We start from the raw sequence: 21,353 nt of genomic DNA on the forward strand, positions 1-21,353 counted from the left end.
CAGCCACAGTTGCAAATTCACTCACAACTGGTTTTTGGTTTGAGTCCTGACGAGCATTACTTTTTAACAGTCTTAATAAGAATAAAATTAAAATTTGGCATCTGTCCGTCGGTATACCTGCTGAAAATGTTTTTTAAGGCGAAGCAGCAAATCGAAAAAGACGTAAACTCGCCTGTTTAATCCTTATTTCCTCAAGAAAGATATTGGGCTGCCTATTTGCCGATGAAGAGGAGTGCGATCGCCCTTGAGTGCTAGGGGCAAAATCCTCGCTCGTAGCCGTCTCGATAACAATCTCAAGATTTCCCGCCCTGATTGACACCCTGAGCGGATCGAGCCACTATGATAGAAGTATGAATCTATGTAAAGACCCAGATAAATGTCTTTAGAGTTTGTATCTGTAGAAAATATCAAAGAAATTGCCCACCACTACGGTTACTGGGCAGTTTTTTTGGGGATTTTGCTGGAAAATCTTGGCATTCCCATCCCTGGTGAAACGATTACTCTCGCCGGGGGTTTCTTGGCGGGAAGTAAGGAACTGAGTTACTGGTTCGTGCTAGGGAGTGCGATCGCTGGTGCAGTTGTCGGTGGTACTTGCGGTTACTGGATTGGCAGAAAAGGCGGCTGGCCCCTGCTGGTGAAAGTTGGGGGATTTTTCCGCATCCGCGAAGAAAAACTCTTACAACTCAAGCAACAAGTGAGCGAGAACGCCGGAAAAACAGTGTTTCTCGGTCGTTTCCTGGCTGTGCTGCGAATTGTCGCCAGTCCTCTCGCTGGAATTGCCCAAATGCCCTTCCTCAAGTTTATGGCTTATAACATAGCTGGGGCGACTGCTTGGGCATCGGTAATGGTCACGTTGTCCTTTTTCGCAGGGCGACTGGTACCCCTGGAACAATTAGTTGTGTGGGTCGCTCAATTTGGTTTAATCGCGTTATTCCTGTTGATTGCCTGGATTGCCGTTCCTCTGTGGCTAGAGTCCCGCGAAGCCAAGCGTTCAATCGAGGGAGATTAGAAAAAGTTTTGAGTAATGAGCGATTAAGTTTTGAATGAAAAGAATGTGTTTTCTCACTCAAAACTCAAAACTCAAAACTCAAAACTTTCAAACTAACCTCTCGCTTTTTGCGACCAAACGCGAGTCGGTAATCCCCAAACGTAGATAAATCCTTCAGCAGCTTTATGGTCAAACTGGTCTTCAGCTCCATAAGTTGCTAACGTTGGGCTGTAAAGGGACTTCTCAGATTTACGCCCCACAGTCATCGAGTTGCCCTTAAAAAGTTTAACTCGCACCGTTCCCGATACCCGCTCCTGTGTTTGTTGAATGAAGGCATCCAGGGCGGCTTTGAGCGGACTATACCAAAGACCGTTATAAACTAGCTGAGTATAAGTTTCTTCGATACCGCGCTTGTAGTGGGTCACATCTGCGGTTAAGGTGAGACTTTCTAAGTCGCGGTGGGCATGAATTAAAACCATTAAAGCCGGGGCTTCATAGATTTCCCGCGATTTGATACCCACTAGGCGGTTTTCGATCATATCGATCCGCCCAACGCCGTGATTTCCGGCAATTTCGTTGAGTTTCGTAATTAGCGCGACAGGCGGCAAAGCTTCACCGTTGAGGGAGATCGGGATGCCTTTTTCAAAGCCAATTTCAACGTATTCTGGCTCATTGGGCGTGTCAGCGATCGCTTTGGTCATCGCATAAATTTCTTCTAGCGGTTCCGTCCAAGGATCTTCTAGGGGTCCCGCTTCAATGCTGCGACCAAATAAATTGCGATCGATACTGTAGGGAGATTTCTTTTTCACGGGCGAAGGAATCCCATAACGCTCACCATAAGCGATGGTTTCCTCTCGGCTCATCCCCCATTCCCGCGCTGGTGCCAACACCTTCAAATCTGGGTTCAGCGCTGCAATCGATACATCAAACCGAACTTGGTCATTGCCCTTCCCCGTGCAGCCATGCGCCACCGCATCCGCACCGTATTTTTCAGCCGCTTCGACTAAAAGTTTGGCAATCAGCGGACGTGCCAAAGCAGTCTGGAGGGGATAGCGATTTTCATAGAGAGCGTTCGCTTGAATCGCTGGAAACGCATAATCTTTGACAAAACTTTCTGTAGCATCGGCAACCAGCGATTCGCTAGCACCCGATTTTAGCGCTTTTTCCCGGACTGGCTCTAGTTCGTCTCCCTGTCCCAAATCCGCCGCCAGGGTAATTACCTCTTCAACTCCCCATTCCTCCTTCAGGTATGGGATGCAGACGGAGGTATCGACTCCCCCTGAATATGCCAGCACAACTTTGGTAGCACGACCCATTGATCTCTCACTTCCGCAAAACAACGAGTTCTTATTATGCAACTAATCTATGCCAAGTCTTGTCAGGAATAGCACAGATTAATCTACAGCCATAGTCATCTGGGGCACCAAGGGATAGATGAAAATGCTTTCTGTTCATTGGCTTACAGTTCTTTGAGAGATACTAAAAGTGTTGTCATCCGGGGGAAATCGTGTTTTTTAGCGTTGTCATTCCAACTTATAACCGCAAGCCGATTCTAGAAAAATGCCTCAGAGCAATGGAACGTCAGCAGTTGAGTGCTGGTAGCGTCGTCAGCGGCTATGAAGTGGTGCTGGTGGATGATGGTTCGACGGATGGCACGTTGGAGTGGTTATCCCAACACGCCGCTGAATTTCCTCACGTGCGATCGCTCTTGCAAGACCATCAAGGGCCAGCCGCCGCCCGTAATCTGGGAGTAGAACAGGCTCAGGGTGACACGATTATCTTTATTGATAGCGACTTAGTAGTTACCGAGCATTTTCTCCAAGCACACGCCGACGCCTTAGTTGAGGGAGAAAAGAACCTGGGAAGCGATCGCCTCTTTACTTACGGTTGGGTGATCAATACCAATAACTTCGAGAATCCCACCTCCGAACCCTACAAAATCACGGATTTTTCCGCTGCTTACTTTGCTACGGGGAATGTAGCGATCGCTCGTAAATGGCTCGAAAAAGCTGGATTATTTGACACCCGCTTTCAACTTTACGGCTGGGAAGATTTAGAACTCGGCATCAGGCTCAAACAATTGGGTTTAAAACTGATTAAATGTCCAGCCGCAGTCGGCTATCACTGGCACCCCCCCTTTGCTTTAGAACAAATTCCCCCCATGATCGATCGAGAAATCCAACGGGGACGGATGGGCGTTTTATTCTATCAAAAGCACCCTACCTGGGATGTCAAAATGATGATTCAAATGACCCTCCTTCACCGCATCCTCTGGGGTCTTCTTTCCATCGGTGGCAGACTCAACGAGCGCACAATGGCACCCTTTTTACAATGGCTGATTAATCAAGGTAAACCCCAATTAGCCTTAGAAATTGCTCGAATTTTCCTTAATTGGTACAACGTTCAAGGTGTTTATGCAGCCTACGCCGAAGCGAGGCAAAAAGCCTAATTTACATGATTGCACTGCTAAGGATGCGAGCGATTTATTTTGCGCGATCGCTAATCTTTTAATATTTTCCTTGCCAAATGTCTAGAAATCGGCTACTGCAACTGTGCTAGCCTATTTTTCAATGTTTTTCCTGCAAATTTTCCCATCAAAGTCCTTATAACTCTGATAAACTGGAAGAGTTGTCTAAATTCGTACATTCCGCACATTCAGGGTTTCGGGTGTTTCCGCTGGAAATACGCCTGGATGGAGGATTAACCCGAAAGGAAAATAAATATGTCAGTTGTTTCTTTGGCTCAGATGATGGAGTCGGGTGTTCACTTTGGGCACCAGACCCGCCGGTGGAACCCAAAAATGGCTCCATACATCTATACGTCCCGCAATGGCGTCCACATCATCGACTTGGTTCAGACTGCCCAGCTGATGGAAGATGCCTACACCTATATGCGAACCGCCGCAGAACAGGGCAAGAAGGTTCTCTTCATCGGTACCAAGCGTCAAGCCGCAGGAATTGTGGCTCAAGAAGCCGCTCGTTGTGGTTCTTACTACATCAACCAACGTTGGTTGGGGGGAATGCTCACCAACTGGACGACAATTAAAACACGGGTAGAGCGCCTAAAAGATTTGGAACGCCGGGAAGAAACCGGAGTCCTCGACTTACTGCCCAAGAAAGAAGCTTCGATGCTGCGCCGGGAAATGACCAAATTGCAGAAATACCTCGGCGGTATTAAGCAAATGCGGAAAGTTCCCGACATCGTGGTGATTGTGGATCAGCGTCGGGAATACAATGCAGTTCAAGAATGCCAGAAACTGGGAATTCCCATCGTCGCGCTGCTGGATACAAATTGCGACCCGGATGTAGTGGATATTCCCGTTCCAGCCAATGACGATGCTATCCGCTCCATTAAGCTAATAGTGGGTAAGTTGGCAGACGCTATCTATGAAGGTCGTCACGGTCAGCTAGACGCAGAAGCAGAAGAGGATTACGAAGATTACGAAGGCGCTGAAGACGATATCGAATACGAGGAAATCGACTCGGTTCCTGATGAAGAGGAAGAAGAAACCGAGGGATAATTCAGCGTTAGAAACATCAATTCTTAGTTAGGAACTGAGGAAATGGCGGAAATATCTGCAAAACTCGTGAACGAGCTGCGCCAAAAAACTGGTGTCGGCATGATGGACTGCAAAAAAGCGCTAAAAGAAACCGATGGCGATATGGACAAAGCCATTGAATGGCTGCGTCAAAAGGGAATGGTTAGCGCTGGGAAAAAAGGCGATCGCCAAGCCTCAGAAGGACTGGTTGGCAGCTACATCCATACCGGAGGTCGAGTCGGCGTCCTGGTGGAAGTGAACTGCGAGACAGACTTTGTCGCCCGCAACGAAGCCTTCCAAACTCTGGTGCGGAACATAGCCATGCAGATTGCAGCTTGTCCCAACGTTGAATACGTGAAGGTTGGCGACATTCCCGCTCAAATCGTTGAGAAGGAAAAAGAAATCGAAATGGGCCGGGATGACCTAGGCAACAAGCCACAGAACATCAAAGAAAAGATTGTTCAGGGTCGAATTGACAAACGCCTGCAAGAGTTGAGCTTGGTCGATCAGCCCTACATTCGTGACCAAAGTATCACGGTGGAAGAGTTGATCAAGCAAAATATTGCGACGCTAGGTGAAAACATCCAAGTCCGTCGCTTCGTCCGATTTATTCTCGGTGAAGGACTGGAAAAGAAAGAAAGCAATTTTGCTGAGGAAGTTGCAGCTCAAATGGGCGGCAATTAATCAGCAAGTTTTCTGGCTGAATCCCTAGGAAGGACAGGTTTCCATGATGGAAACCTGTCTTTTTTTATCTTTATTTTCAAGAGATTTTCAGCGCTTGTAGGCACGATATCCCCATTCTATATATCTCAACAAATTAACACCTTGGAAACCCTTTATAAAGACAGAAACACTAAAAGCAGAAAAACTTTTTGTTTGGGTGGAATTCTTAACATCCTCCTTAGGAGTGTTGCCTCGATCCTTGTGCTAGACTTTTGAGCGCGAGCAGATTAAGGGGACACTGCGAAACACCGTTGAGGAGTGCAAACTCACTAGAAAAGTAACGAAATTTTTCAGCCCCTAAATAGACAAGCATTGTATCTTGGAGTTCAGGATCGAGCTGATTATTTGCCAGTAATACAGCGCTACGAAAGGGACATTTAGCTGGTGCGGGAAATCCTTTTAGGGTATTCAATCCTATAGATAATCTACTTCTGATAGTTCCAGAAAAAAGGAAGGATCGTAATGGAAATCAATTTACAAGTGCCAGGGATTAATATAACTAGCTTGAAAGAAGCACCCATTCATAATGCTAGTAAAGTTCAGCCTCACGGAATAATTTTCGTTCTCGCAGAACCTGAGTTAACAATATTACAAGTTAGCAGCAATATATCCACAGTTTTCGGAATCTCCCCCGAAAATATGCTGCAAAAGAAATTAGAAGAAGTTCTCGACCCATTCCAAGTAGACAGAATTAAAGCAGGACTATTAGAAGAAAATCTTGATTTTATCAACCCTATCAAGATTTGGGCTAGAAGAAAAGGCGATGAGTATTTAGTCTTTGATGGCATTTTCCACCGGAATGCAGATGGATTTTTAATTTTGGAATTAGAACCTGCGATTTCCCAAGAAAACATCCCCTTCTTAAGCTTTTATCATCTAGCCAGAGCCTCGATCAACCAGTTAGAAAAAACATCAACTCTGGGTGACTTTTGTCAAATCATTGTGAAAGAGGTGCGAAAAGTCACCGGATTTGACCGGGTGATGCTATATAAGTTTGATGACGATGGGCATGGATCTGTTCTCGCTGAAGAAAAACTAGAAAGCATGGAGCCTTACTTAGGTCTCCACTTCCCAGAATCAGATATTCCTAAACCAGCTAGAAAGTTATTTACCTCGAATTGGATCAGGTTAATCCCGGATGCCACTTCTCAATCTGCTGAACTTTTTCCGATTCTTAATCCAGTTAATCAGCGTCCGCTTGATTTAACGAACTCTATTCTCAGAAGCGCGTCTCCTTGTCATATCCAGTACTTGCACAATATGGGTGTGGGTGCTTCTCTGACAATTTCTTTGATGAAAGATCAAAAACTTTGGGGACTGATTGCTTGCCATCATCAGTCCCCCAAGTATGTTTCTTATGAGCTGCGAAAAGCTTGCGAATTCTTGGGGCGCGTCATCTTTTCAGAAATCTCAACCAGAGAAGAAACTGAAGATTACGGCTATCGCATGAAGTTGGCATATATCCAATCAGCCTTGGTTGAATATATGTCTCAAGAAGAAAACTTTATTGATGGTTTAGTTAAACACCAGCCGAATCTGCTGGAGCTTGCTAACGCTAAAGGTGCCGCCGTGTGCTTTGGTGGGAATTGCACGATGGTTGGTGAGACTCCCACAGAAGAAGAACTCAACTTTTTAGTCCAATGGCTAAAGAATAACGTCGAGGAAGAAGTCTTCTATAGCGATTCCTTACCTCAGATTTATCCAGATGCAGAAAGCTTCAAAAACGTTGCCAGTGGCTTATTAGCGATTCCGATTTCTAAGAATAACTATGTTTTTTGGTTTCGACCGGAAGTGATTCAAACCGTGAATTGGGGTGGCGATCCGAATAAGGCGTTTGAAGTAAACCAGTCAGAGGGAAATATTCGTCTGTGTCCTCGCAAATCATTTGATCTGTGGAAAGAAACGGTTCGCTTAACGTCTTTACCCTGGAAACAGGTAGAAATTAAAGCTGCACTTGAACTCAGAAAGGCAATTATTAACATTGTGCTGCGCCAAGCTGATGAACTTGCCCAATTAGCTCAAGATTTAGAACGTTCCAATGCTGAGCTGAAAAAGTTTGCTTACGTCGCCTCCCATGACTTGCAAGAGCCACTCAATCAGGTAGCGAACTACGTGCAACTTTTGGAGATGCGCTATCTAGAGCAACTCGACGAAGACGCGAAGGAATTCATTGGCTTCACTGTTGAGGGAGTCAGCTTAATGCAGACGCTAATTGATGATGTGCTGGCATACTCTAAGGTGGATATGCAGGCTATCGAGTTTGAAATGACAGGGGTGGACACGGCTTTAGACCGCGCCTTGGCTAATTTGCGAGGACGCATCTCGGAAACGGGAGCTGCGATCGCTCACGATCCCTTGCCGACGGTTATGGCAGATAGCACCCAGTTGATGCAACTGTTTCAGAACCTGATTGGCAATGCTATCAAGTTCCGCAGCGAGCAACCGCCAGAAATCCATGTAGGAGCTTCTCGACTAGAGGATGCGTGGCTATTCTCAGTACGGGATAACGGGATTGGCATCGATCCGCAGTTTAGCGATCGCATTTTTGTTATCTTTCAGCGTCTGCATACGCGGGATGAGTATCAAGGTACAGGAATGGGTTTAGCAATTTGCAAAAAGATTGTTGAGTGTCACCGAGGGCGCATCTGGGTCGAGTCCCAATTAGGTCAGGGTGCAACATTCTACTTTACGATTCCAGTAGGGGGACGCGATCGTGAGCGTAGAAACGGAAGAAAACCACAAAACAATCTTTTTAGTCGAGGACAATAAAGCCGATATCCGCTTAATCCAAGAAGCCTTAAAAAATAGCTCGCTTCCACACCAAGTCGTGACAGTCAGAGATGGTGTGGATGCGATGGCTTTCTTGCGCCAAGAGGGCGAGTATGCTGATGCACCTCGCCCTGACCTGATTCTGCTGGATTTGAACTTGCCGAAGAAGGATGGTCGAGAAGTCTTGGCGGAAATTAAAGCCGACCCCAAGCTGAAACGCATCCCAGTAGTAGTGCTGACAACTTCTAAAAATGAAGATGATATTTTCCACAGCTATGACTTGCACGTAAATTGCTACATCACCAAATCCCGCAACCTCAGCCAGCTCTTTAAAATTGTTAAAGGAATTGAAGAGTTTTGGCTGGAAACTGTTACCCTGCCATCGGAATGATGACAAGAAATTTTCGTATCTTGTTAAAATGCAAGCAGTTGCCGAGCGGGAACAGGAGGGGAGGGGAGATCCCAGAAAATTATGCCTGGAAGCTCAATAAAAATCTTGTTGATTGAGGATAACTTGGCAGAAGCCAGATTCCTGCAAGAGCTTCTGAAACAAGCCAAGTTCAAACAGTTTAGTCTGGTGCATGTCAAACGATTGAGGGAAGCGCTCAATCGACTCAATGAAGATTGCTTTGATGTAATTTTGTTGGATCTGACCCTACCTGACAGTGAAGGTTTGTGTTCTCTAGCTCCCCTAAACAGCCACGCTTCTGGCTTACCGATTGTTGTGCTGACAAATACGAATGACGATGAATTAGCGATAGAAGCAGTCCGACAGGGGGCACAAGATTATCTGGTTAAGCGCCAAGTTAATGTAGAGGTGCTAGTGCGCTCTTTGTGCTATGCAATTGAGCGAAAGCAGGTTTCGGAAACATTACGAACAGTTAATGAGGCGTTAGAAATCCGAGTTCAGGAACGAACGGCTGAGCTAGTGAAAGCCAAAGAAATCAATCAGTCTAAATCTGAATTTGTTTCTATGCTTTCTCACGATTTCCGCAATCCTCTGAATAGGATTCTCCTTTCTGCTGGATTGCTCCAAGACTACGATCAAAAACTGAGCGATGAGAAAAAACATACTCATCTCAAACTGATTCGTTCAGCAATTAAAAATCTGGCTCAGCTATTAGATGAAATTACGTTTATCGGGAAAGCTGATTCAGGGCAACTTCAGTGCCAACTGATTCCCCTTGATTTGAAATCATTCTGTCACAAATTGGTCGAAGAGTTGCAACTCTTTACACTTGACAAATATCAACTTATTTTCACTTGTCAAGAGGACTTGGGAGAGGCGTTATGGGATGAAACCCTACTGCGGCATATTTTAGATAATTTACTCGCTAACGCGATTAAGTATTCACCGGAAGGCGGCACAGTGCGTTTTGAACTAAGAAGCCACGAGAAAACAGTCATCTTTCAGATTCAAGATCAAGGAATTGGTATTCCCAAAGAAGATCAACCTCGGCTGTTTCATCCTTTCAATCGTGCTAGAAACGTCGGCACAATTCCTGGCACTGGGTTGGGATTAGCGATGGTCAAAAAGTGTGTGGAGGCACATGGGGGCGAGATTTCAATGATGAGTGAAGTCGGAGTCGGCACGAGTTTTACGGTGACGCTGCCGTTGATTGGAGAAGCAGCGTTATCAGAATAGAGGCGGCTAAATCGGTGAATTTCAGCGAACCGACAGGGAGGGAAATGGAGAATCGGTAGCTTTTTTGCCACGCCCTGACACTACTGCCTATCTATCGGATACCGTTTCACGAATAAATTATCACAAAGGCGATCGCTTTAAAGCTCTTTAGGTAGGCATTTCAAAGGTTATAGGGGAGTAGGGTATCGGCGGCAAGGAGAGGGGCGATTAGAGGCTCTTTGATACCAGGGAAGTGGTTTAGGGCCGATCTCAAAGTTAGTTCTACATCGCGTTATTATGAGTCGTTAGTCAATAGGGATTCGTCTGTTGCTTCTGACCGATAGACGAATAACCGAATGACCGAATGACGAGGAATCGGTATTCTAAAGTAGGGAAGTACATCTGTACGCCCGTACCGTCCCGATTGACAGATGTAAGCAGCAATGGCGAGAAGAGTAGAGGAAATTGAGCGGGATATGGCAGCGCTGGAAGAAGCAATCAAAGCGATCGCTATAGAATTCCACGATACCTACAACGATTATCTGACTGCCTTAGGACAAGCCATGCGGCAGCAGTTGATCGTGGCGAGTTATTATCTTTGCACCCAAGTCTATCCGGAAGCGTTTCTGAGTCTGTCTCTTAGAGAACGACAACAATTGCAACAGAACCTTCAGCAACAGGCAAGGCTTGCTCAACCCCAACTGCGAAACCTTGAAAGAAGCCGTCCTGCTGAAACATCGCGCGGGGGACTATCCCAAGAACCCTCTCCAGAAGAGGATTTCCCTACCCCGACTGATGACTTAGCCATCGAGATGCTAGCACCACAAGACACTCTCGACACCCCAAGTCTCAATAGCGATCGCGATCGCTCAACCAGTCGCTTTACCTTTTCTAACGTCCCGACAAACAACCCAGAGGATTTGGCTCGATGGCAGGAAGCGGTGGAAAACGCCATGAGCGAAACCTTGCTCGCTCTTTCTTGCCAAAGCAATCGTCTACTACAGGAAGTGGGGATATTACCGAAAAACTTTCCGGAAGCTGTTCTGGAAGCTGCTGTTAGAGCGGAGCCATCTGGTGAGCCTGTGGTGGGACGCCCCAATCTTTTAAAATTTGTGGTTCAAATAGAAAATGAGCCGGTAGAAACGTCAAATCTCCCGACTTTACAAAACTCTCCTTTAATACCGATTATCGCCATCCATCTGCGGTTATCTGAGATTGAATTTGCTGATTCAACGGTAATGGCAGGACGCAACCAGATTCGGACCCTCAGCGCACGGCTTAGCACCCTGCGCCGAGAATTTCAGAAGAAGCAACGAGAGCGCACTGTGGCTGCGGCAGAAGCGGCTTGGCGTGCCTGTTGGTTTGAAGAATAATGGGAATCGTCGTGAGGATTGACAATATCCGGGTGAGGACGGCTATTGGCGGGTAATCAGCCATTCGCTACTAGCAATTAACAAAAAAGGGGAGAGAAGATGCAAATAGAATCACCGGATTGGCTGCGATTGCAGAAAGCCCTTTCAGTCGAGGCAGAACGGGGCTTTACAGACTTAATGGGGAAACAATATCGTTTCAGTGAATTCTTAAGTCTGGAGTTCGGAAAAACCCCATCTTTTTTGCCGCTGATAGAGCGACATCGGTGGCAAGAGATGGCGTCTCAGTTTGCCCGTTACCCGAACCTCACCCTCTCCCAGCGACAACACTTGGTCTTGGAAACGCGCCGATTTCTCCATCAGATGCAACAAGTCATGGAGAGGCAAGCGCGATCGCGATCGCATCAGCGAAATGAAGACAATCAGCAGCAAGTAGAGACAATTAAATCGCCCCCATCCCCCGATACTCAAGCCCCGCGCACCACGCCCCTCGTCCAGTCCAACGCAGCGATTTCTCTTGACCAACCGCTGACCAGTTTGCCAGATGTGGGAGTTAGAAAAGGCGGGTATTTAGCCAAGCTGGATCTCCATACGGTGCGGGATATCCTCTTTTATTACCCCCGCGACCACATTGACTATGCGCGTCAGGTGAATATCTCTGAGCTGGAATCGGGTGAAACGGTGACATTGATAGGAACGGTGAAGCGCTGTACCTGCTTTAGTAGCCCAAAAAACAAGAAATTAACCATAATGCAGGTGGTGCTGAAAGATCGCACGGGTCAAATCAGCCTCAGCCGCTTTTTTGCCGGTTCTCGCTACAGCAATCGCGGCTGGCAAGAAGGGATAAAAAATCGATATCCCCAAGGCGCAGTCGTGGCGGCTTCTGGCTTGGTGAAAAAAAGTCAATATGGTCTGACTTTGGACGATCCACAACTGGAAGTTTTGGCAAACCCTGGAGACCCGATTGACTCCCACACCATTGGTCGAGTCGTGCCGGTGTATCCCCTAACAGAGGGCGTAGCGGCAGATATGGTAAGACAGGCGGTCATTGCTGCTCTCCCCGCCGCCACCCATCTGAAAGATCCTTTACCCGCGGTTTTACGCGATGGGTATGGATTGATGAAGTTGTCGGATGCGATCGCAAACATCCATTTTCCTGCCGACAGCGCCGCCAAGGAAGCCGCCCGTCGCCGTTTAGTCTTCGATGAGTTTTTCTACCTTCAGCTAGGTTTCCTCCTCCGTCGCCAAGCCCAACGCCAAAAGCAGTCCAGCGCTATCTTGGCTCCCAGAGGGAAGCTGATTGAACAATTCCACCAAGTCTTGCCCTTTCGATTAACGGGTGCCCAACAGCGGGTACTCAACGACATCCTCAACGATTTGCAATCATCCACCCCGATGAATCGGTTGGTGCAAGGCGATGTCGGTTCTGGTAAAACTGTCGTAGCAGTCATTGCTATCCTCGCCGCGATTCAATCCGGCTACCAAGCGGCGCTGATGGCTCCTACTGAAGTTTTGGCAGAACAGCACTATCGCAAGTTAGTCAGTTGGTTCAATCTTCTGTACTTGCCTGTAGAACTGCTGACAGGTTCCACCAAAACTGCCAAACGCCGCCAAATTCATGCCCATCTAGAAACAGGCGAACTGCCTCTATTAGTAGGGACTCATGCTCTGATTCAAGAGAAAGTCAATTTTCATAAGTTGGGGTTAGTCGTGATTGACGAACAACACCGCTTTGGAGTCGAACAACGGGCGTTGTTGCAGCAAAAAGGCGAACAACCTCATGTATTAACCATGACCGCCACGCCAATTCCCCGCACCTTGGCGCTGACAGTTCATGGGGATTTGGATGTGAGCCAGATTGATGAGATGCCACCGGGTCGGCAAGCAATTCATACGACCGTACTCACGGGCAAAGAACGCACCAATGCCTACGATTTGATCTGTCGCGAAGTTGCTCAAGGGCGTCAAGCATATATCGTCTTGCCCCTGATTGAAGAATCGGAAAAGTTGGATGTGCGTTCGGCAGTGGAGGAGCATCAGCGCCTCTCAGAAAGTATTTTCCCTCAGTTCCAAGTCGGATTGCTGCACGGGCGCATGAGTTCAACGGAAAAAGATGAGGCAATTACCCGGTTCCGCGATAACCAGACTCAAATCATTGTCTCCACTACCGTGATTGAAGTAGGTGTGGATGTACCCAATGCGACGGTGATGATGATTGAGAATGCAGAACGCTTTGGCTTATCCCAGTTGCACCAGTTGCGAGGGCGAGTTGGTCGCGGTGCTGCTCAATCTTTCTGCCTTCTAATGAGCAGCACCAAAACCGCAGATGCTCGTTACCGGCTCAATGTATTAGAACAATCCCAAGACGGATTTTTTATTGCCGAGATGGATATGAGGCTGCGCGGTCCCGGTCAAGTGCTGGGAACTCGCCAGTCTGGGGTGCCAGATTTTGCCTTGGCGAGTTTGGTGGAAGATCAGGAAGTTTTGAATATCGCGCGGGATGCCGCCGAGAGAGTGATGGCACAAGATGCCAACTTAGAGCGATCGCCCTTATTAAAAGCTGAGTTAGATTATCGTTACCAGCGCTTAATGGGTGGGGCAATCTTAACATGATTGACAGCGATCGCTGAATCAAATAACTGCTTCCTTTATCTAGAAGGGTTGTTGGCTGTGAATGCCTGTGATAAACTTAAAAACCTAGGGGCGATTAGCACAGTGGTAGCGCACTTCCTTCACACGGAAGGGGTCACTGGTTCAAATCCAGTATCGCCCATTCAATAAATAAAGCTCAAACGCAATACATAGAAGGATTAAGGCTTACTTAAAGGTTTGTAAGTCTGCTTAATTTTTTAGACATTCCTTGCACTTTGGCTATCAACTGGCTATCATGCTATGTAAAGCACTTTTCTAAGGATAGCCATGATAAACGCTACACAGAAAAATAAGGCATCTAAAGGGACAGTAGGGATTGAGTCATTTCGAGAAAAGCTGCGATTACGGCTGCCTCGCGTTATTGATGCTCATAGCCGATACATTTCTACAGGTTTGCAGGATACTCCAGAAAATCGCAAGAGAGTCCAAGTAAAGGCGTGGGAGATTGAGGAAGATATCGCTACAGGACATCTGGATCTCTCATTAGAGAAATATAAAATACAGAATCATCTAACTGTTGTACAAGCAATTAAACCTAAACTAGGCTTGTCATTAGCGCAGCTTTGGGAGCTATATGTTGAATATAAAGCTAAGAGTGTCTCTACTAGCACGCTAAAAAATACTTATAAGGCTGTTGGTTCACATATCCAGAAGTTACCGTCACAATCTCTAGAGAATGCTTTAGAAATCAGAGATTATCTAGTCAGTAAGTTAAAAGCTGAAACGGCTAGAAAATACTTAATTAATATTGCAGCTTGTTGTGATTGGGCGGTTGAGTATGGTCATATCTCTACTAATCCCTTTTTAGGAATGGCTAAGAAAATCAAGGTAATACCTAAACAGGTAGAAGATATAAAACCTTTTACTAAACAGGAAAGAGATGCAATAATTGCTGCGTTTGAGACCGACACTCATTACAGTTATTATACTTCTTATGTTAAGTTTTTGTTCTTAACGGGATGTCGAACATCGGAAGCAATTGGACTACAATGGGGATATATTTCTCCTGATTGTAAAAAGATTACCTTTGCTGAAGCTTATGTTCGAGGTACTAGAAAGGAAACTAAAACTGGAAAACCTCGTGTTTTTCCTTGTAATAGTCAATTACAAGAGTTTTTAAAAAGTATCAAGCCTGAAAAATGCGATCCTGAACAATTAGTTTTTCCTAGCCCTGAAGGTAAAGAAATTGACGATCACAATTTCCTAAATCGCGCATGGAAGGGTTACAAAAACAGACATGGAAATCAAGTCGATGGCGTAGTTACACGATTAGTTAAGCAAGGTTTAGTTAGCGAATATCGCCCTCAATATAACACGAGGCATACTTTCATCACAATGGCTCTCGAAGCTAGTGTAAGCGTTGTACAGGTATCTAAATGGGTAGGTAATACGCCGGAAGTAATTATGAAGCATTACGCGGGTACTATCCGACAAATACAAGTCCCTGAATTCTAAATTTCACTAATATCTAAAAGCTAGAGAGGATAGTACAAGACGCTACTATCCTTTTCTATTACTCAAAATAGCCAATATTTTAGAGTTTTAGGCATACAGAAATAGCTGAACGATGTTTGTAACGTTTGAGAGAAAACCTTCTTGAAAACATTCAAAATTTCAATTTATATTAATTAATTCTAACTATAGATGTAATGAAGAATCTATAGACAACTTGCAGTTAAAATATTTTTTTTGATATACTTAAAGATAGGTAAACTTCATAGCTTACCTTCCTGAACCTTGACAACTGAATCTCAAAGCGTATCCTCCAGAGGCTCCTGTAAACGGTTGTGACCCGGAAGGTTTCAATCCCTAGATAACGGAAAGCACGTATTGCCCTGACAAGGCTGTTGGACAGGAGAGGTAAAGGAAAGAAAGAGATTCTGCATAAGAAACTACACTGCTGAGAAATCTCAGTTGTCTATTTCCATATTCACCTTATGTGTGTCCGATTATTCTGATTATTCCAAGTTAAATTAAAATGCCAAAAATCGTTAATCATCCATTAAACAAAATAGTATCCACTAAACTTTCTAAGGAAGACTATCAAAGCCTAGAAGCACTTGCTAAAAGACTTTGTATTAGCCTATCGGAATTACTAAGAAAACTAGCTCTAGAACATATTAAGAAAGAATCCTTTGATGATATAAAGCTGTTCTAGATCGAACTCCGAAATAAAAAAACCGTTGAATATATACTCAACGGAATTATTAAATGTTGTAATTTTATGTGTTTTATGTGTTTCATGCGTTTTAACCATTTCCATGATATCAGCTATGAATCACTACAAGTATCAACAGACAAAACAAATTATAGAAACTCATTTCTCTTCTAGATTAAAATATCATAGCGTTACTAAAGATATTTATCTAGATAATGAAATTTTTAAGATTGCTGAATTTAGAGCAGAAGTAGAGGAAAACCACAGCATTCTTTTAGACATCGATAAATATGTATATGAAAGAGCTTACTTATGTGCAAAGAATAATCCTTTTAATCCTCTAGAAGATTATTTAGAGGATTGTATTAAAAAACATCCAAATGTAGACTCTCAAAAAGTTTTTGAGAAATTAAGTGAAAAAGGGTTACATATAGATCCACACAACTTAGAAGCAAAGTATCTATCTACAACTTTAGTAGGTGCAGTTGCTAGAGTTTATGATCCTGGATGCAAATTTGATACTGTACTAATACTCAAAGGCAGTCAAGGTTTTTCTAAAACTTCCTTCTTTCAAGAACTAGCTAGTAATGAATATTTTAGTTCTATTAATCTTCAGAACTATAGTAAAGATGAATTAATGATCTGCAATAGTAAATGGATGCTCGAATTAGGAGAATGCGAGGATACGATCAAACCTTATTCAATGAGTAAATTAAAAAGCTTTATTACTAAACAAGAAGATACATTCAGAAAACCTTACGCTGACAAACCTATTACAGTAAAACGTTCATTTATTCTTGTAGGTACTACTAATCAAGATCAGTTTTTAGTAGATCCAACAGGAAATAGAAGATTCTGGGTTATTGACATTAACCAAAAGATCGATATTGAGTGGATCAAACAAAATAGAGATTTAATATGGGCAGCAGCAGTTAAAGCATATAAAGATAATTATCCTGTCTATCTAAATGAAACTGAACAGCAGATTAGTAATGCTATGAACATGAATCATCAAGAATCCGATATGTGGGAGGACTTAGTAATTAATTGGGTATTAGAACAACAAGAGCCATTTACGTTATCTGATGTTTTAGTTCAAGCTATCGGTAAAGAACCTAAGAGTTGGAAACGTTCCGATGCGACTCGTGTTACATCTATCTTGGAATCTATGGGATTAGAAAAACCTGATAAAGCTACGAGAGTTAAAGGTAAAGATCAACCAGGTAAATATTGGCATCCTAGCCAACTTAGCTCTTGTGTAACTAGCTAATTGTTCAGTTACAACTCAGTTACAAGCTGGAACTCTTATCATTAAAGGGTTTCAGCTATTTTGTAACCATGTAACCATGTAACTGAAAAATAGAAACTTATTTAAATAAATAAACGTTAGTAAAATATTAGTTACACCAGTTACAGTTACACAAAACTTTGAAACTCTTACTAGGACTAGATTATAGAAAATAATACTTAGTTACACATCAGTTAAATCGGTTACATCAGTATTTAATAAAGTTTTCAGTTTCATAGACTCAAAACAGAAATTGATGTATTAATCATTCAAAAATTTTCAAATTAATTTTTAAGGATAAATACTTACAACTACTAAGTCTTAAGTATAAATACTCATTACGTAACTGGTTAGCTTTATTTGGGTATAGCAGTGATTCAAGTAAGGATGACTAACGAAAAATCAAGGTTTTTAGAGATCGTCCTGATAGGTAGAAAGGCTGAATATTTAATTGATTGAACAACTAAACGACTGAAAGCCTCACATGACAATGGTTCCAGGCTATCACAATAAAAAGCCATAAAACCATATTAAAAACATTTTAGGTACTAGATGACCTAAACCCAATTTCATGCCACTTAAAAGAGCTTATAGACACTAGGTACTTTTACTTAATTTTAATGGTGATGCTTTTAAAGACAGTGTAAACCGTAAAAATACGTGTTTCATAAATACTAAAGAATAGTTTTCAGTATAATTTACAATGTTTTAATTTCTTTATCTATTGTATTTTATTACCACTGTTAACTAACTTACGGTTTTAAAATGTCTGACGTTAAACAACAGAACTTATTGGAACTTTCTCAAGACCAACAATTAATCTTTAATCAGATAATAGATAGATTACAAATTGACAGAAATTATCTCCAGGAAAGCCCTAAGTTAATTTTTGGTAGTTTTGAGTTGATGAAACAACAGGCTAATAAACTAATTGATATTGAAAATCAGTTGATGCATATAAAATATAAGATAATTACTGAAATTAAAAAACTTGAATCTAGAAATATAGTTGAGAATGTAGTTGAAAATGTAGTTGAGAATGTTAGTAATACTGTTGATCGTACTGGGAAATTTGCTACTGGATTTGGTAAATTTGCATTAGGATTTAAAGTAATAGCATTTACTAAACCAATTCCTGTTATATCAGATTTTGCTTCAGAAGTAGGTCAAAACTTACTTGGAGATGGTTTGGGTAACATGGGAGATGCTTTATTCAATAAAAGTAAAAGAGAAAGTAAAAAAAAGTTAGAACGCTCATTACTACAATCTCTTTTTGAGAAAGTTAATTTCCTTATTTCTCAAAATAACAAGGTAAAACTTTTAGCAGAAGAGTGCCTCAAAAACCCCAAATTAAGGAAACAGTTAGAGAAAAAACAACTAAGACAAGAGTTTTTGAAGAAAAACTTAAAGTTAATAGTATTTTTAATATTTGCAAGTTTTGTGAGCTTAAACATCATTGGTTCAAAATTAAAGCAACTTCAAAATCAACCAACAGTTGCTACTAATAAAAATGAAATCGGAGAAATTGAAGTTCAAAAAATATTACCCCAAAGCTCTGATAATCCAGAACAGGTAATATCTAATTCAGAAACTACTAATAATGGAACTTCAGAAACTATTAATATAAATGATGAAATATTTTCTGATAACCTAGACGCTGCACAAAAAAAAGCTATGGAAGCTTCTATTATTGCTCAGAATCCACCTCATTCAGTAGAGGTTTGGCAACAGGTAGAATCTAAATGGCAGGAAGCAATCGATTTATTAGAAGTAATTCCTCCAAATTCACCTACATATATTAAAGTAAAAGATAAACTTACTGCTTATAAAGAAAATCATTCTATTATTAGTCAAAGAATTTTAATCGAACAGAAAGCAGCAGATAACTTAAAAACTGCTCAAGATTCAGCATATGAAGCTGCTGTTATTGTTCAAAATCCTCCTCATTCTATAGAAGTATGGTTAAAAGCTCAATCAAGGTTGAAACAGTCAATTAATCTATTAAATCTTATTCCTCAAGAAACATTTGTAGGATCTATAGCTAAAGAGAAGCGTATTACTTATCAAGCTAATTATGCTGTAATTAGTAGTAAATTAAAAAGCTATAAAAAATAGCTTCTAAATAACTATGAAAAGCAAATTAGCCGTAAAATACTCAAGTAATAAATTAAATTTAGCTTGAAAGTGTATTTAGATGTTTGACAAGCTTAAGCTTCATCAATCTCTGTATAAATCAGAAGTTGAAGATAGCTTACACAAAGTAAATGATATTAATTATTAATGTTTGTGATTTGTATCACAGATTGAATAGCAATTGTAACTTTTAATCAATAATACATTTGTGCCACGAGATTGATTACAAGCAACGCTAAAAATATGCTAGTAGATGAGAAAACTTACACCTATAAACATTCAGATCGACCAATCTCCTCAAGTGAAACTTACAGTCTAATTTACTGTTATGCAAACTGCTTGAACTGTATACAGGAAATGGGCTTTTCAATTACAAGTAAAAAGTCTGGGAATTTTAGATCCTCTAAGCTCATATATGAAATTAAAGCTGAAAAAGATCATTATAGTTATAAGTCTGAATTAATCATCCAAAATAGGGAAGACCCTTATAATAAGGACTACCATTGTTTAATTGTTAAGTTCATAGTTGACAGTAAACTATCTCAATTTGATAACAAACAAGAGTCTTTAGCTACTCAGCAGTTACAAGATGATTTTTGCAAAAAATTTATTAAGTAGTTAATGTGCAATAAAACTTAATATCTGTACAAAAGCATTTGAAAGTTTGTAGATTTAATTCCTATTTCTTGTAGTTGACTATTAATTTGTTTTTCTGTTGTTGGATTGATGTTGAATAATTGTATGTAATCTTGTATGGATAAATGTTTATATAACTTATACATTTTTTTCAACCTCATACCTCTAAAACATCGAATAATCGATAAATACATCAGTCGTATGTGCATTAAGCAAGATAAATATGTAAATTACATCTGCTATGTGTGCAGAAAATACGTGTTTGTAGTTATAGGGCGATTGGATTTACATATGATTAGCACTCAAGAAGTGATGAGCATGAGTTCATGTATAACAATATGTTCTACTTTTGTATGCTTATTGTAGATATTGTGTGTGTATTTAATCTCAATAGTCTTGTGTTGAAAGCCTGAATTACCGTTGTTTACATCAATTGTATGGGTCTTCCCATAGCAGAAATTGTAAAATTACATTCGCTATGTGTATACAGCAATTATGTGTTTGTAGTTATAGAGCTATTGGATTTATATATGATTAGCACTTAAGACGTGATGACATGAGTATAGATATAAGTATTGACTAGGATAGTTAGCTATGTTATTTTAGTATGCCCTTAAACTATAGTTCTGTTAGAGCATCTGTATTCCCTCTAGAATCGTCTGTAAGCACGATAAGCAGGATTCGCCCTACAGACATTACTTGACTAGGTGCATACATCTAGCAGCTACTAAACAGGCACATGAACGAGCATGATCCTAACGAGGCGTGGAAACGAGAAGAAACTGTAATTGCTGTAGAAGGCGATACTACAGGAGAATGGAAGTATGTTACTTACCCAAATTGGGATGAAGCAATGTCTGCTGTAGAGGATGCAAGAGATAAAGGTAAAGCTGCTGTTATATATTCTGGTGCTACACCGCCAGTTCCACCGGAATTTTAACTACTTGGCTATCATTTGGCTATCAAAATAGTGGTTATCACTGGATAGCTACTATTAGATAACGATTAAAGACCTTACCATGTAAGGCTTGCAGTAATTGTTGGTAGCCTTGTCGCACTTCCTTCACACGGAAGGGGTCACTGGTTCAAATCCAGTATCGCCCATTTAACAAATGTACAATGACTAATTATTTGTCATCAGTGACAGATTGTTGTCTCTGAGACGAATTATATGTCATCAAGACAAATGAATATCATTGTTGCAAGAACACTATCTATCTAGATAGTGTGATGTAGAATTCTGACTGCTATCCCATCCCAAATAGCGAAAGGGTTTTCAGGCTTGAGTCGATTTTTCTCTACCTAACGTTGTCAAAGCAGCATCGGCACAAGCTAAGCTAGCCAACCTAGCCACCTACCACTACAACACTCATCGATTTGAAGTCGCGGCAAGTCTAGCGTCTGTTGTTGAAAAACTGTGGGCAGAGGCTTGGGAAAGGGAGAGTGTTTTAATATCCTAGCAGCAGCGATCCGA

General features: G+C 42.1%; 14 protein-coding genes and 1 tRNA gene. 14 read left to right on the top strand and 1 reads right to left on the bottom strand.

Annotated features, from left to right (window positions below; genetic code table 11):
* The first annotated feature begins 376 nt into the window (after positions 1-376).
* Positions 377-1,009 (top strand): DedA family protein, encoded by a 633-nt coding sequence (locus NC996_RS10100; protein WP_190412055.1) that lies wholly within the window; start codon positions 377-379, stop codon positions 1,007-1,009.
* Between the two features lie 92 nt (positions 1,010-1,101).
* Here NC996_RS10100 and NC996_RS10105 read toward each other — a convergent pair whose 3' ends face one another.
* The gene (locus NC996_RS10105) at positions 1,102-2,304 is read right to left on the bottom strand and encodes an argininosuccinate synthase (RefSeq protein ID WP_190412056.1); all 1,203 of its coding nucleotides are present in this window, start codon (positions 2,302-2,304) and stop codon (positions 1,102-1,104) included.
* Between the two features lie 191 nt (positions 2,305-2,495).
* On the opposite strand from NC996_RS10105, the gene NC996_RS10110 reads away from it, so the two are divergent.
* From NC996_RS10110 to NC996_RS10170, 13 genes are all read left to right on the top strand, one after another.
* The gene (locus tag NC996_RS10110; RefSeq protein WP_190682626.1) at positions 2,496-3,437 is read left to right on the top strand and encodes a glycosyltransferase; all 942 of its coding nucleotides are present in this window, start codon (positions 2,496-2,498) and stop codon (positions 3,435-3,437) included.
* Between the two features lie 273 nt (positions 3,438-3,710).
* Positions 3,711-4,508 (top strand): 30S ribosomal protein S2, encoded by a 798-nt coding sequence (gene rpsB / locus NC996_RS10115; protein WP_190412058.1) that lies wholly within the window; start codon positions 3,711-3,713, stop codon positions 4,506-4,508.
* Between the two features lie 42 nt (positions 4,509-4,550).
* Positions 4,551-5,210, top strand: coding sequence for a translation elongation factor Ts (gene tsf, locus NC996_RS10120; RefSeq protein WP_190412059.1), 660 nt, complete (start codon positions 4,551-4,553; stop codon positions 5,208-5,210).
* A 501-nt stretch (positions 5,211-5,711) separates the two neighbouring features.
* Complete coding sequence (locus tag NC996_RS10125) at positions 5,712-8,018, top strand: ATP-binding protein (RefSeq protein ID WP_190682629.1); 2,307 nt, start codon at positions 5,712-5,714, stop codon at positions 8,016-8,018.
* On the top strand, positions 7,963-8,409 hold the full coding sequence (locus NC996_RS10130) for a response regulator (RefSeq protein WP_190412061.1): 447 nt from the start codon (positions 7,963-7,965) through the stop codon (positions 8,407-8,409). Before NC996_RS10125 ends, NC996_RS10130 begins: the two co-directional genes overlap by 56 nt.
* 81 nt (positions 8,410-8,490) lie before the next feature.
* Positions 8,491-9,663, top strand: a complete 1,173-nt coding sequence (locus tag NC996_RS10135; protein WP_190527664.1) for a hybrid sensor histidine kinase/response regulator — start codon at positions 8,491-8,493, stop codon at positions 9,661-9,663.
* Between the two features lie 422 nt (positions 9,664-10,085).
* Entirely contained in the window at positions 10,086-11,015 is a 930-nt protein-coding gene (locus NC996_RS10140) for a hypothetical protein (RefSeq protein WP_190412063.1), read from the top strand.
* 99 nt (positions 11,016-11,114) lie between these two features.
* The gene (gene recG / locus NC996_RS10145) at positions 11,115-13,625 is read left to right on the top strand and encodes an ATP-dependent DNA helicase RecG (protein WP_190682631.1); all 2,511 of its coding nucleotides are present in this window, start codon (positions 11,115-11,117) and stop codon (positions 13,623-13,625) included.
* A gap of 88 nt (positions 13,626-13,713) precedes the next feature.
* A tRNA-Val gene (locus tag NC996_RS10150) sits at positions 13,714-13,785 on the top strand.
* 146 nt (positions 13,786-13,931) lie between these two features.
* The gene (locus NC996_RS10155; RefSeq protein WP_190682634.1) at positions 13,932-15,119 is read left to right on the top strand and encodes a tyrosine-type recombinase/integrase; all 1,188 of its coding nucleotides are present in this window, start codon (positions 13,932-13,934) and stop codon (positions 15,117-15,119) included.
* Between the two features lie 818 nt (positions 15,120-15,937).
* Positions 15,938-17,092: a virulence-associated E family protein gene (locus NC996_RS10160; RefSeq protein ID WP_190682641.1), complete on the top strand. Its 1,155-nt coding sequence runs from the start codon at positions 15,938-15,940 to the stop codon at positions 17,090-17,092.
* Positions 17,093-17,875: 783 nt separating this feature from the next.
* Positions 17,876-19,225: a hypothetical protein gene (locus NC996_RS10165; RefSeq protein WP_190682644.1), complete on the top strand. Its 1,350-nt coding sequence runs from the start codon at positions 17,876-17,878 to the stop codon at positions 19,223-19,225.
* A 1,393-nt stretch (positions 19,226-20,618) separates the two neighbouring features.
* Positions 20,619-20,819, top strand: coding sequence for a hypothetical protein (locus NC996_RS10170; protein WP_190682648.1), 201 nt, complete (start codon positions 20,619-20,621; stop codon positions 20,817-20,819).
* The last annotated feature ends 534 nt before the right edge of the window (positions 20,820-21,353 follow it).

The sequence above is a fragment of the Trichocoleus sp. ST-U2 genome, from assembly GCF_039961875.1.
GTDB lineage: Bacteria > Cyanobacteriota > Cyanobacteriia > Cyanobacteriales > FACHB-T130 > FACHB-T130.

Excerpts from the sequence above, each read along its gene's own strand:
- rpsB (WP_190412058.1), top strand. The coding sequence starts at position 3,711 with ATGTCAGTTGTTTCTTTGGCTCAGATGATGGAGTCGGGTGTTCACTTT.
- recG (WP_190682631.1), top strand. The coding sequence starts at position 11,115 with ATGCAAATAGAATCACCGGATTGGCTGCGATTGCAGAAAGCCCTTTCA.
- NC996_RS10165 (WP_190682644.1), top strand. The coding sequence starts at position 17,876 with ATGTCTGACGTTAAACAACAGAACTTATTGGAACTTTCTCAAGACCAA.
- NC996_RS10100 (WP_190412055.1), top strand. The coding sequence starts at position 377 with ATGTCTTTAGAGTTTGTATCTGTAGAAAATATCAAAGAAATTGCCCAC.
- NC996_RS10155 (WP_190682634.1), top strand. The coding sequence starts at position 13,932 with ATGATAAACGCTACACAGAAAAATAAGGCATCTAAAGGGACAGTAGGG.
- NC996_RS10140 (WP_190412063.1), top strand. The coding sequence starts at position 10,086 with ATGGCGAGAAGAGTAGAGGAAATTGAGCGGGATATGGCAGCGCTGGAA.
- NC996_RS10135 (WP_190527664.1), top strand. The coding sequence starts at position 8,491 with ATGCCTGGAAGCTCAATAAAAATCTTGTTGATTGAGGATAACTTGGCA.
- NC996_RS10170 (WP_190682648.1), top strand. The coding sequence starts at position 20,619 with ATGAACGAGCATGATCCTAACGAGGCGTGGAAACGAGAAGAAACTGTA.
- NC996_RS10105 (WP_190412056.1), bottom strand. The coding sequence starts at position 2,304 with ATGGGTCGTGCTACCAAAGTTGTGCTGGCATATTCAGGGGGAGTCGAT.
- NC996_RS10125 (WP_190682629.1), top strand. The coding sequence starts at position 5,712 with ATGGAAATCAATTTACAAGTGCCAGGGATTAATATAACTAGCTTGAAA.
- tsf (WP_190412059.1), top strand. The coding sequence starts at position 4,551 with ATGGCGGAAATATCTGCAAAACTCGTGAACGAGCTGCGCCAAAAAACT.
- NC996_RS10160 (WP_190682641.1), top strand. The coding sequence starts at position 15,938 with ATGAATCACTACAAGTATCAACAGACAAAACAAATTATAGAAACTCAT.